The organism is Glaesserella australis (genome assembly GCF_003260095.1).
Lineage (GTDB): Bacteria > Pseudomonadota > Gammaproteobacteria > Enterobacterales > Pasteurellaceae > Glaesserella > Glaesserella australis.
In genome coordinates, this window is record NZ_PTPX01000019.1 from 1 (window position 1) to 12,851 (window position 12,851).

General features: G+C 39.1%; 10 protein-coding genes and 1 tRNA gene. 10 read left to right on the forward strand and 1 reads right to left on the reverse strand.

The annotated features are described in order from the left end of the window. Positions 1-109: 109 nt before the first annotated feature. Entirely contained in the window at positions 110-2,515 is a 2,406-nt protein-coding gene (gene lon / locus C5N92_RS09985; protein ID WP_111750711.1) for an endopeptidase La, read from the reverse strand. Between the two features lie 258 nt (positions 2,516-2,773). On the opposite strand from lon, the gene hflD reads away from it, so the two are divergent. The 10 genes from hflD to C5N92_RS11290 all read left to right on the forward strand — a co-directional run bounded on the left by hflD (position 2,774) and on the right by C5N92_RS11290 (position 12,720). Further along, the gene (hflD, locus tag C5N92_RS09990; RefSeq protein WP_111750712.1) at positions 2,774-3,403 is read left to right on the forward strand and encodes a high frequency lysogenization protein HflD; all 630 of its coding nucleotides are present in this window, start codon (positions 2,774-2,776) and stop codon (positions 3,401-3,403) included. Between the two features lie 13 nt (positions 3,404-3,416). Beyond that, the gene (gene purB / locus C5N92_RS09995) at positions 3,417-4,784 is read left to right on the forward strand and encodes an adenylosuccinate lyase (protein WP_111750713.1); all 1,368 of its coding nucleotides are present in this window, start codon (positions 3,417-3,419) and stop codon (positions 4,782-4,784) included. Positions 4,785-4,860: 76 nt separating this feature from the next. Next, on the forward strand, positions 4,861-5,625 hold the full coding sequence (locus tag C5N92_RS10000) for a DeoR/GlpR family transcriptional regulator (RefSeq protein ID WP_111750714.1): 765 nt from the start codon (positions 4,861-4,863) through the stop codon (positions 5,623-5,625). Further along, positions 5,625-6,506 (forward strand): 4-hydroxybenzoate octaprenyltransferase, encoded by an 882-nt coding sequence (ubiA, locus tag C5N92_RS10005; RefSeq protein WP_111750715.1) that lies wholly within the window; start codon positions 5,625-5,627, stop codon positions 6,504-6,506. Before C5N92_RS10000 ends, ubiA begins: the two co-directional genes overlap by 1 nt. Before the next feature lie 203 nt (positions 6,507-6,709). Continuing rightward, a tRNA-Leu gene (locus C5N92_RS10010) sits at positions 6,710-6,795 on the forward strand. Between the two features lie 57 nt (positions 6,796-6,852). Continuing rightward, positions 6,853-7,671: a ParA family protein gene (locus C5N92_RS10015; protein ID WP_111750716.1), complete on the forward strand. Its 819-nt coding sequence runs from the start codon at positions 6,853-6,855 to the stop codon at positions 7,669-7,671. 13 nt (positions 7,672-7,684) lie between these two features. Beyond that, positions 7,685-9,076: a replicative DNA helicase gene (gene dnaB, locus C5N92_RS10020; protein WP_111750717.1), complete on the forward strand. Its 1,392-nt coding sequence runs from the start codon at positions 7,685-7,687 to the stop codon at positions 9,074-9,076. Continuing rightward, positions 9,069-10,817, forward strand: coding sequence for a ParB family protein (locus C5N92_RS10025; RefSeq protein WP_161494256.1), 1,749 nt, complete (start codon positions 9,069-9,071; stop codon positions 10,815-10,817). The genes dnaB and C5N92_RS10025 overlap by 8 nt, the downstream gene beginning before the upstream one ends. A gap of 1 nt (position 10,818) precedes the next feature. Further along, entirely contained in the window at positions 10,819-11,379 is a 561-nt protein-coding gene (locus tag C5N92_RS10030) for a DUF2857 domain-containing protein (protein ID WP_111750719.1), read from the forward strand. Between the two features lie 69 nt (positions 11,380-11,448). Then, positions 11,449-12,720 (forward strand): STY4528 family pathogenicity island replication protein, encoded by a 1,272-nt coding sequence (locus C5N92_RS11290; RefSeq protein ID WP_181015883.1) that lies wholly within the window; start codon positions 11,449-11,451, stop codon positions 12,718-12,720. Positions 12,721-12,851 lie beyond the last annotated feature (131 nt).

Here is a 12,851-nt window from a genome sequence, read left to right on the forward strand (position 1 = left end):
AAAAATAAACATTAGCAACAATTTTGTCCACATGGCATAGTTTTTGACGGTTCAGCAACAATTTTGTCTACTATGCCGTAACTTACTAGACCTTATTTTTTGAATACTATTATTGAATCGCACTCACAACTTTAGATTTTTTTACCTTAATAGGCTGAGTAGATTGTGGCACAATCTCAATCCCTTCAGGTGGATTTTGCAAGGCAATTGCCAATACTTCGTCAATGGTTTCAACGGCGTGAATGGCTAGGGCTTGCTTCGCATTTTCAGGGATCTCTTCCAAATCTTTTTCATTTTCTTTTGGAATGATCACCGTTTTGATCCCGCCACGATGTGCCGCAAGCAATTTCTCTTTTAAACCGCCGATTGGCAATACTTTACCACGCAAGGTAATTTCGCCAGTCATCGCTACATCAGCACGCACAGGATTGCCCGTCAGGCTTGAGACCAACGCAGTACACATTGCAATCCCTGCACTTGGACCATCTTTTGGCGTAGCCCCTTCAGGCACGTGAACGTGAATATCCCGTTTTTCGTGGAAATCGCTTGCAATGCCGAGTTTTTCCGCTCTAGCACGAACCACCATCATCGCTGCTTGAATAGACTCTTTCATCACATCGCCCAATGAACCTGTGTAAGAGAATTTGCCTTTACCTGCCACTGATGCGGTTTCAATGGTTAAGAGATCGCCACCGACTTCCGTCCACGCCAAGCCCGTTACTTCACCGATACGGTTTTGGCTATCCATTTTGCCGTAGTCAAAACGTTGTACACCGAGATACTCTTTTAAGTTCTCTTGGCTGACGGTGATTGATTTGAGTTTCTTATCCATCACCAACGCTTTCACTGCTTTGCGACAGATTTTGGCAATTTCACGCTCAAGGTTACGCACGCCTGCTTCACGGGTGTAGTAACGAATAATGCCTAAAATTGCACTATCATCAATGGTCAATTCCCCTGCTTTTAAGCCGTTGTTTTCTTGCTGTTTCGCAATCAAATGCTCTTTGGCAATGTGCATTTTTTCATCTTCTGTATAGCCAGAAAGACGAATCACTTCCATACGGTCTAACAAAGCAGGAGGAATGTGCATTGAGTTAGATGTTGCCACAAACATCACATCAGACAGATCGTAATCGACTTCTAAATAGTGGTCGTTAAAGGCTTTATTCTGTTCAGGATCAAGCACTTCCAATAACGCAGACGCAGGGTCGCCACGCATATCCTGTGCCATTTTGTCGATCTCATCGAGCAAGAACAGCGGATTTTTCACGCCGACTTTTGCCATTTTCATCATCAATTGACCCGGCATTGAACCGATATAGGTACGGCGGTGTCCACGAATTTCCGCTTCATCACGCACGCCGCCCAACGCCATACGCACATATTTTCTGCCTGTGGCGTTCGCAATAGATTGACCAAGAGATGTTTTCCCCACACCCGGTGGACCAACTAAGCAAAGGATTGGACCTTTGAGCTTATTCAAACGACTTTGCACCGCAAGATATTCCAAAATTCGCTCTTTCACACGCTCTAAGCCGTAGTGATCTTTATCCAACACTTCTTGGGCTTTTTGCAAATCTTTCTTCACAACTGACCGCTTGTGCCACGGCATTTGTAAAATCCAGTCGATATAACCACGCACAACTGTTGCTTCTGACGAACTTTGTGGCATTGCTTTGAGCTTATTAAATTCGCTATCAACTTTCTCTTGCACTTCTTTTGGCAATTTTGCTTCCGCAATTTTCTCTTTGAGCTTATCTAATTCACTTTGCTCTTGCTCTTCTTCGCCGCCTAGCTCTTTGCGGATCGCCTTGATCTGTTCATTCAGATAATAATCACGCTGATTTTTTTCCATTTGCTGTTTGACACGGTTGCGGATACGGCTTTCCGTTTCCATTGTGTCCATTTCCGTTGCCATTGCTAACAACAAGGCTTCAAAACGAGCAATCAAATTCGGCTCTTCTAACAACGCCTGTTTCTGCTTCACAGGAGCAATCAAATTCGCCGACATCGTGTCTGCCAAGCGGTCTTCAAAGGTAATTTTTTGCAATTTTGGCAGAATTTCTGCAGGTACTTTTTTATTACTTTTGACGTAATTTTCAAATTCATTTAATGCCGTTTTCGCAATCGCTTTGAGTTCTTCATTATCATCTTGATAATCTGACGGCATCGGCAACACACTTGCCCAGAAGCCATTTTCATCATCTTGAACACGCTCAATTTTGCCACGCACCTGCCCTTCAACCAGCACTTTCACCGTACCATCTGGCAAATTCAACATTTGAATAATGTTTGCCATTACCCCCACATCATAAATATCATCTGTGGTCGGATCTTCTTTATTCGGGTCTTTTTGAGTCACTAAAAATAGCTGTTTGTTGGAATCCATCGCCGCTCGCAACGCCTGCACCGATTTTTCACGTCCGACAAACAACGGCATTACCATATACGGAAATACCACTACATCTCGTAGTGGTAATAATGGTAAATCAATCGTTTTCTTTTTTCTTGCCATGGTTTGCTCTCCTAAAAATAGAATTTCTACATTATGGGGGCTGATTTGGGAAATACAAGGGAAATGTGGGATAAAGAATGCAACTAATGAAAAATTGTAGGGACGCCACGCTTGGCGTCCTATGTTTATACTTTACGGATATCAACATTTGGGACACGAAGCGTCGTGTCTCTACTTTGTTTCATTCAAATACCCCATTCAAAACCGCCACAAAAAATGCTATATTTCACTGCAATTTTGTAAACAATTTTAAAGAACATGGCGAACTATCAAGATATTTCCACCGCACTTGCAGGGGTCTGCCAAAGTGCAAGTTTAGTACAACAATTTGCGCATAAAGGCTTTGCAGACCGAGATGCATTTAGACACTCTCTGTCAAGTCTATTGATTACCCAACCAGATTCTACCCTTGACGTGTTTGGGGGAAATCTTGCTCATTTAAAACAAGGACTTGAAACAGCTTTAGCGCAGTTTGGTGGAGCAAAGGGTAAACTTGATACCGAAATTGGTCGCTATTGGATCGGCGTATTAGCTTTAAGCCAAAAACTAGATAAAAATCCACAAGCAAAAGCCAACCTTGCTCAACGTTTGCAACAACTTGAACGTCAACTTGCCTTATACGACAACGATATTCTACATGAACAAATGATTTCTAATATTGCGAGTATCTACAGCGATATTATTAGCCCGCTTGGCTCTCGTATTCATGTTTTAGGTATGCACGATTATCTGTCTCGACCTGAAATTCAAAACCGAGTTCGCGCTGCACTTCTTGCAGGTATTCGAGCGGGCATTTTGTGGCAACAAGTGGGGGGAAGCCGTTGGCAGTTTTTCTTCTCACGCAAAAAAATTCTGAATGCAACACAATCTTTATATTCACAACTCTAACGGAGAAAATCCTATGCAACTTGATGCTTTAACTGCATTGTCCCCGATTGATGGTCGCTACCAAGATAAAGCGACCGCACTTCGCCCGATTTTTAGTGAATTTGGCTTACTTAAATTTCGTGTTACTGTTGAAGTTCGTTGGTTACAAAAATTAGCTTCTCATACACAAATTAGCGAAGTTTCCGCTTTGTCTAAAGACGCAAACGATTACTTAAATCAAATTGTAGAAAATTTCTCGCTTGAAGATGCACAACGGATTAAAACTATTGAACGCACTACCAACCACGATGTGAAAGCAGTGGAGTATTTCTTAAAAGAGAAATGTGAAGCCCTGCCTGAACTGCACAAAATCAATGAATTTATCCATTTTGCTTGCACATCAGAAGATATTAACAATACGTCTCACGCCTTGATGCTCAAGACCGCTCGTGAAGAAGTACTGTTACCTGAATGGAAAAAAGTGATTGATGCCGTTGTTGAGTTGGCAAATCGTTATAAAGATATTCCGTTGCTATCTCGCACTCACGGTCAGCCAGCTAGCCCAACAACGATTGGTAAAGAGATGGCGAATGTCGCTTACCGTTTACAGCGTCAATACAAACAGCTTGAGAACATTGAGATTTTGGCGAAAATTAATGGGGCGGTGGGAAATTATAACGCTCATCTATCCGCTTATCCTGATGTTGACTGGCATACATTCAGCCAAGAGTTTATCGAATCTTTAGGCGTAACTTGGAACCCGTACACCACGCAAATTGAACCGCACGATTATATCGCTGAGTTCTTCGATTGTGTTGCTCGTTTCAATACGATTGTGATCGACTTTGACCGTGATATGTGGGGCTACATTGCGTTAAATCACTTCAAACAACGCACTATTGCAGGTGAAATTGGTTCTTCCACAATGCCACACAAAGTAAACCCGATTGACTTTGAAAATTCAGAAGGCAATTTAGGTTTGGCAAATGCGGTAATGAACCATTTAGGACAAAAACTGCCGATTTCTCGTTGGCAACGTGATTTGACCGACTCAACGGTCTTGCGTAACTTGGGCGTTGGCTTGGGCTATGCGTTGATTGCTTATGCTTCAACCTTAAAAGGCATCAGCAAATTGGAAGTGAACGAACAACATTTGCGTGATGAACTCGATCAAAACTGGGAAGTGTTGGCAGAGCCGATCCAAACGGTAATGCGTCGTTATGGTATCGAAAAACCATACGAGAAATTAAAAGAACTCACTCGAGGCAAGCGTGTGGACGGCGAAGCAATGCGCCAATTTATTGACGGATTGGCGTTACCGCAAGCGGAAAAAGATCGCTTAAAACAGATGACCCCAGCAAGCTACATTGGCTATGCAGTGGAGTTGGTGGAAAAACTGTAAAGTTTTGCTGAAAAGTGACCGCTTGCAAGCGGTCACTTTTAGGAAAAATTTTGCAAATTAAATAGGGAGAAGAAAGATGAAACAAACCCTTCGCCATAATAAAATTATTGAGCTGGTTAATCAGCTCGGTTATGTAAGTACTGAAGAGCTTGTCGCACAGTTGAATGTCAGTTCACAAACGATCAGGCGAGATCTGAATGAGCTTGCTGAAAATAACTTAATTCGTCGCCATCATGGTGGTGCAGGCGCCCCATCTTCGAGTGAAAATAGCGATTATACCGAGCGAAAACATTTCTTCTCTCAACAAAAAGAGTGTATTGGTTCAGCTGTTGCAAAAATGATTCCAAATGGTGCGTCCCTTTTTATTGATATCGGCACTACGCCTGAAGCTGTTGCATTTGCGCTTCTTTCCCATAAAAATTTAAGAATCGTCACAAATAATTTAAATGCAGCACATATTTTAAAGGAGAAAGAAGATTTCCAAATTACGATTGCTGGTGGTGGATTACGTCCTGATGGCGGTATTATTGGTGAAGCAACGGTTAATTTTATTAATCAATTCCGTTTAGATTACTGCATTTTGGGAATTAGTGCGGTTGAACTAGATGGGTCTATGATGGATTACGATTATCATGAAGTACAAGTCAAACGAGCATTAATGCGAAATGCACGAAATGTGGTTCTTGTGACCGATCATTCAAAATTCACTCGAAATGCTATTGTCCGATTAGGTAATATTCGAGAAGTAAATTATCTATTTACAGATAGCCAATTACCGTTAGAATTACAGCAACATTTAAATCATAGCGACGTTAACGTCCAAATTTGTACTCGTAATTGATGATTTCTCGTTTAGCTTCTCATTTCACTCAAGATAAATGGCTTGCTTATATGCAATTAATGCGTTTAGACAAGCCAATTGGTACTCTTTTACTTCTTTGGCCAACATTATGGGCTCTTTTTGTCGCAGCAAAAGGGATGCCACCTGTCCCTATTTTAATCATCTTCATCTTAGGCGTATTTGTCATGCGCTCTGCAGGTTGTGTTATCAATGATTATGCGGATCGTGATTTTGATGGAAATGTTAAGCGTACATCACAACGTCCATTAGCAACAGGTCGAGCAACCCCAAAAGAAGCTAAAATACTTTTTGCTGTATTAATTGCGATTGCTTTTATATTGGTATTGCAACTAAATCTTTATACGATAGGACTTTCTGTGATTGCTGTGGGCTTGGCAACAGTTTATCCTTTCATGAAACGTTATACACATTTACCGCAATTTGTGTTGGGTATGGCGTTCGGTTGGTCAATTCCTATGGCATTTGGAGCAATCGGAGAAAGTTTACCCCTTTCTTGTTGGCTACTCTTTTTTGCTAACTTAGCTTGGACAGTAGCTTATGACACTCAATATGCCATGGTTGATAGAGATGATGATTTACGTATTGGCGTCAAATCGACAGCGATTTTATTTGCACAATATGACAATAAAATTATCGCGTTACTTCAATTTACAGCGCTCTTTCTACTTATCTACTTTGGTTATATAAATCAATACGGAGTAGGATATTTTGTTACTCTCGCATTAACCGCAACCTTGTTTATTTATCAATGCTGGCTAACAAAGAAACGTGAAAGAGAGTCGTGCTTCAAAGCTTTTCTAAACAACAACTACGTTGGATTAGGTATTTTTATTGCAGTACTTATGGGTATTTATATTTAATAAAATGATGAAAATAGAATCAACTGATTGAATATATTCGTTTTTTACTTGCAACTCATTTATAAGCTACTTATAATTATGCCTATCAAATGCTTAATCGCATACACAAGCCAGTGTGGCGAAATCGGTAGACGCAGCGGATTCAAAATCTGCTGTGTAGATGGACGGTAAATCTGGCAAAAAATCCCAAATACCATCTCAATGCCTGAGTGGTGAAATCGGTAGACACAACGGATTCAAAATCCGTCGCCCCTAAAGCGTGTCGGTTCGAGTCCGACCTCAGGCACCATCATCTTAGACTGCACAAAAAACAAATTTCTTTACTAATTAAAATGGAGAGATTTGTATGCCACAGTCTATCAAACCGTTTATTGTTACTGTAATGTCCACTAAAGGTGGAGTAACAAAATCAACTAATGTCGCAAATATAGGTGCCTTTTGTGCTGATCACGGTATTAAAACTTTAATGATCGACACTGATGTTCAACCTACCCTATCGTCTTATTATCATATTGAAGATTCTGCACCTTTTGGATTGTATGAATTTTTCACTCGCCCTGATCTTCCATTAAATGAGATTATCTCTCGGACCGAATTTTCTAACTTGGATTTAATCCAATCTAATGACCCACTAGATAAGCTCTCTACCGAGCTTACAAGTACACCAGGTGGTATCCTAAAATTCAATCAGCTTGTTAAAAAAATTGATGGCTATGATTTAATCATCATTGACACTAGAGGTACACGAGGCATAACTGTTGATATGACAGTCCTTGCTAGCGATCTTATCCTTTCTCCACTAAGACCAGAGTTGGTATCTGCTCGTGAATTTATGCGTGGTACCTTAGGTATATATAAAAATCTACACATTTTTACAGACTACGGTATACATCTTCCACCACTCAAAGCAGTAATTAACTGCGTTGATCATACTAATGATTCAAGAGAGGTTATCGCTAATCTCAAAGATTTATTTGCAAATACAGAGAACTCAAATATTGAATTACTTGATTTTGTAATCCCTTCTCGGGTCGCATATCGAGAAGCTGCTACTAGAGCTCTACCTGTACACAAACATAGTCCTAAAGAAGCTGAAAATATCAGGATTTTGTGTTCATTACTTTTCCCTCAATGGGTGGATAAATTCACTACAAAATATGAGTAATAAGGGGGAAAGTATGACTAAATCATCTACTACATATCAGCCAACATTAGTTTACTCAATGAATGCTGAACAGGGAGTATTAGGCGGCTTACTCATCAATAATGAATTATGGGATGATGTTTCTCTCTTGTTGAATGAACATAATTTTTACATTGGGGCACATAAAATCATTTTTAGGGTTATGTCTCAACTTTTTGAGGCTAATTTACCTGTAGATGTAATTACTTTGGAACGGAGACTGAAAGAACTAAATTTATTAGATCAATTAGATTTTTCTTATCTCATTGAGCTTAGTAAAAATACTCCTAGCTCTGCTAATACCGCAGTTTATGCTTCTATTGTTAAACGTGACAGTCAAGCTCGTGAGCTATTTGTTCTCGGTAATGAGCTCAAAACTGAGTCTATCAAGGTCAATTCACAAGAATCGCTAGAGACTTTATTAGAAAAGACAGAAAAAAAACTGACGGATCTTACCCTAAATGTTCATGAAGAAACCACTGTTGACCTAACAGGTGTCCTTAAACAAGTTTTACAAAAAATGGATACTAGTTGTAAAACTAATTCTGTGGTTACAGGAACATCGTTTGGTATTGAACGATTGGATTCAAATACCGCTGGAGCACAAAATAGTGACCTAATTATTCTTGCGGCTAGACCATCAATGGGAAAAACAGCCTTATCTATTGTATTTGCTGATGGTGCCCTAGAGTCTCAGAAAGATAAATCTGTGCAGTATTACAGTCTAGAAATGCCAGCAGATCAAATTCTGCAGCGTTTTATTTCTATGAAATCTCGGGTGGAATCGCAAAAGTTGCGCCAAGCAATGCTCATGAACGACGAAGATTGGGCTAGATTTTCAACGACTTTTGAATACATCAATAATAATTGGGTAAATAGGTTGCTTATTGATGACAGTAGCTATTTAACTCCACAAATGCTGAAAACAAAGGTTCGTCGAAATGTACGGAAATATGGTCAGCCATCGATGATTATTATTGATTATCTTCAGCTAATGTCTGATCCGACCATAAAAGATGGGCGAAATAGAAATCTTGAAATTGGGAATATTTCTAAGTCACTGAAAGAGTTAGCGAAAGAAATCAATTGCCCTGTGGTAGCTCTTTCTCAACTCAATAGAAATTTGGAACAACGAGCAGATAAACGCCCAATGCCTTCAGATTTAAGAGACTCTGGCTCCTTAGAACAAGATGCAGATCTCTTATTATTTGTATATCGAGATGATGTCTATTACCCAGATTCGGAGTTAAAAGGAATTGCTGAAATCATCATTGGCAAACAACGTAACGGTCCGATCGGTACGGTAATGACGAAGTTTTATGGTCAATACTCTCTCTTTGAGAATATACCTGATGAAGAATATAAATTTGGAGCAGATTATGAGTAGTGGAAAAAATCCATTTGCTAATGGAAAATCAAAAGAAGAAAGACGACTAAGTATGTTGCAGCAATTAACTCAGCCTGCAATCCACAATACATCACCAGACTATAATACACCTACAGCTCATACTGTTTCAGGTGAACATAAAAAACGTTTAATTGTAGTTACGTTGGATAAATTACGCCCCTATGAAGGCAATCCTCGTAAAACCAAAAATCCAGCCTATGAAGAAATTAAGGCATCTATTAAATCAAGAGGACTCGATCACGCACCTAATGTTACACAGCGTCCAGGCGATAGTTTTTATACTATTGCTGACGGCGGTAATACTCGCTTACAAGCTTTGAAAGAGTTGTTTACAGAAACCCAAGATCCTCGTTTTTGGTCTATTGAATGTGTCTTTAAGCCTTGGGAGGGTGAAGCTAATGACATCAATTCTAAGCTCAATATGCTTATTGGACATTTAGCGGAAAATGATATTCGTGGGGAGCTATCATTTATTGAAAAAGCCTTGGGAATTAGAGAGGTTAAGGCATTATATGAAGAAAAATATAAAGAATATTTTTCTCATCGTAAATTATCAGAAAAGCTTGGTGAAAATGGATATCCGATCTCAAACCAAATTATTGCCAGAATGGAGCAATGTTTAACTTATTTATACCCCCATATTCCTAATATATTGTTATCTGGATTTGGTAAAGCACAAATAGAAAAACTATTAACCATCTATAGAAACGCCCAGAACTCTTGGGACAAGTATAGAGAAGAATTTACTGTAAATAGTGATTTTTCTGAATTATGGATGAATACACTTTCTCCTTTTGATGAGTCACCTGAAAATTTTGCCATCTCTGAATTTGAGGATGTACTGATTGGCAACATTTCTGAAGCCTTTGCATATCAAGTTACTTATGAAGCCCTTAAATTAGAAATCAATTTGGAAGAGCGAAAATTACAACGTTTGCTAGAAAAGCAGCCCGAAATCATTCAACGTGCAACGGATAGCGAGCATCGTATACATGAAATTCAAGATAAGGAGAATCATAAAGAAACAGCTGAAACCCCAGTTACATCACAAAAAGAAGCTAAAGATGCTACTCCCTATTCTATGTCGGTATCTACAATATCGAATGAGCCAGAATCTGTGGATGAAGTCGATCACCAATTCAATACTCCAAACGGAGATTCTAGTAACTTAGCATCTATATCAATGCCAAGTATTGATACCGAGAATGAACTCTCTGAAGCTATCGCACAACACTTTTCTGGATATGGATTAACCCCAGGTGTCAATCCAGAAACTCAGAGAGCTGAAGAAGCGATAGAAAATGGATTGGAATTCGCAAATCAAGGTAAGCAACCCGTCACTAATATTTGGAAAATTCATCCAAATCGCTCACATAAGATGGATGCCTTTTCTCTCGCTCTAGATATTGCAGAAGAATATGGTATTGCTCATCTTATTCAGCACGTGGTCTATGAACCCGTAGACTACAGCTTTACCGTATTACCACTAGATATTACTGAGCCAAATCAAACAACGGTCTTTATACACTCTCTACTGTCTATATTGATGACCGATAACATAGATAAAAGAGATGTAGAGCGACCATTAACATTATCTGCTACAGCATTGGTTGGTACATTACGAGATGCACCAGAAATCTCTGACCTAGTGCTCGTTCGTATTTTCCGCCTTATCCGTATTGTCCGTTATATAAAAGAACAAGTCCGTATGGGAGTATAAGATGCTTAATACAACACTCAATCAAGCCATTATTTGTGAGATTTTATCTCATATTAGAAGAGGTGAAATCCATTATTGCCACCAATTAGGTTTTGATGAATCTGAATTATCAGCAATTGATAATCTAACAACACAGGAGATTCAGGATCTAAGTGAAAGTCATATTTCTTTTGCATCTATTCAAGTAAATCATGGCACATTTTGGAATCTCATTGAAGCAGTTCGAGAGAATACTCGCCAACGTAATATTATTGATAGAGCGTTGGAATTGGGTGCATCCTCAGAGATGCTGAATCATCGTTTTGGTTGGAGTTCTGCTGAAGTTTCGGCAAGAAGAAAATTACTTGGTATCAAAGAAGCAATGGGCAGAAAACGTAATGCAACAGAAGAGGAAGAGCATCTTGTTTGGCAACTGTGGAATTCTCATAAGGACTCTTTAACTCAAAATGTTGAACAATCCGAAGAAGGTTTAGACTTACTGATGTTTATTGCTGAAGAATCCAAAGTAAGTTTGACTGAAGTCTCCCGTTTAGTTTCTTTATGGGAAAAAGGGAATCTCTAGATAAGAAAACCGAGATAGGGGGCTATCTCGGTTTGATACTTTTCATTATCCATACGCATGGAGCTGCACATGAATAAGCAAATTATAAATATTCAAACTGAAGTTGCAAGAAAAAAATTGATTGAAAAAGCAGAACAAAAAAATGAGCTTGAAAAAAATCTCTTTCAAGGTTTGTTATATGTTGGTAATCGCCATGAAACGGTACCACTTAGATTATTAACAGATCAATATTTAACACCTAGAGCAAAAACAGCTTGGCAACTTATTAAATTGAATGCATATCAGTTTCAAGGTTCAGTATTTCCTTCGTATGAAGAATTAAGCTTATGGTTATCAGATAGAGCTTTTCAAGGAAAGACTGTTTCAAGAAAGGTGGTGAGCCAAACATTGTTGATCCTTAGATTAACTCGTTGGCTTACATTGTGTGAGACTGTTCGAAATGCTCATGGGCAAGTATTGGGTAATGTGTACATCATGAATGATGAGCCACTAAGTCTCACAGATGCTATTCAACTCAACAGTGACTATCTGCGTATTGTTGAAAAAGCAGCTTTACATAAAGATCCATTAGTTAGAGATATTGCCTCAGCAATAATTACTCAAATTTTAGAACATAAAGACCAATTATGGCACTTTATATCTCATATTGGTGTAATAAAAGAACGTTATAAGCATCATAAGGATAGTGTTGTCATCGAAAAAACGGCTACTGAATTACCTGAAAATATAGCTATTGCCGTCCAAGAAACTCAGGAAAAACTACTGAGTTCCGATATGGAACTCAGCAAATATAATAGGGAACTCGGTGAAAAATCAGTAAACCCACTGAGTTCCAATATGGAACTCAGTCACCAAAATGAAGCTAACCCATTGATTTTAGGCTTAGTTCCATATCGGAACCCTGTGGAAGTCCATAGTACTAGTACTAAAAGTACTAATATAAAGTACAGTACTAGTACTAGAGACGATTCTCATTTGAATGACTTAGATGGATTCCAACTTAGTGCATTGGAGAAAAATTCGATTTTGTCGGCATTACAGCCGCTTGATGACGATACTCGCAAGGCAATCTTGTTTGAAGCTAAAGAACGCATATCGACAGGTGATATCAAAAAACCAGCGGCATATCTTTTCAAAATTGTTCAGCGAGCGATTGCGGGAGAATTTAAACCATATTTGATTAACAAAGCTCAGCAAGCGGAAAACAAGCAACATTGTGACAAATACACTTCTAGGGCTACGAAATATCTACCAAATATTGTTTACACTCCATCAGAGACTGAACGAAATCAATCACTTGAGATAATTCGTCATCTATCTCAGTCGATGAAATCTAGCTAACGATACAGCTGTGGGTAACAACTGGTACAAAAAACATACAAAGTGTCGCCACTGGCGACAGTTGGTACAAAAAATATACAAAGTGCCACCCTAGGTGGCAGTTGGTACAAAAAATATACAAAGTGTCGCCC

What these genes read in the sequence shown, in the direction of transcription:
- C5N92_RS10025 (WP_161494256.1), top strand. Translation starts at nt 9,069, where the DNA reads ATGAGTAGTGGAAAAAATCCATTTGCTAATGGAAAATCAAAAGAAGAA.
- C5N92_RS10000 (WP_111750714.1), top strand. Translation starts at nt 4,861, where the DNA reads ATGAAACAAACCCTTCGCCATAATAAAATTATTGAGCTGGTTAATCAG.
- hflD (WP_111750712.1), top strand. Translation starts at nt 2,774, where the DNA reads ATGGCGAACTATCAAGATATTTCCACCGCACTTGCAGGGGTCTGCCAA.
- C5N92_RS11290 (WP_181015883.1), top strand. Translation starts at nt 11,449, where the DNA reads ATGAATAAGCAAATTATAAATATTCAAACTGAAGTTGCAAGAAAAAAA.
- C5N92_RS10015 (WP_111750716.1), top strand. Translation starts at nt 6,853, where the DNA reads ATGCCACAGTCTATCAAACCGTTTATTGTTACTGTAATGTCCACTAAA.
- purB (WP_111750713.1), top strand. Translation starts at nt 3,417, where the DNA reads ATGCAACTTGATGCTTTAACTGCATTGTCCCCGATTGATGGTCGCTAC.
- ubiA (WP_111750715.1), top strand. Translation starts at nt 5,625, where the DNA reads ATGATTTCTCGTTTAGCTTCTCATTTCACTCAAGATAAATGGCTTGCT.
- lon (WP_111750711.1), bottom strand. Translation starts at nt 2,515, where the DNA reads ATGGCAAGAAAAAAGAAAACGATTGATTTACCATTATTACCACTACGA.
- C5N92_RS10030 (WP_111750719.1), top strand. Translation starts at nt 10,819, where the DNA reads ATGCTTAATACAACACTCAATCAAGCCATTATTTGTGAGATTTTATCT.
- dnaB (WP_111750717.1), top strand. Translation starts at nt 7,685, where the DNA reads ATGACTAAATCATCTACTACATATCAGCCAACATTAGTTTACTCAATG.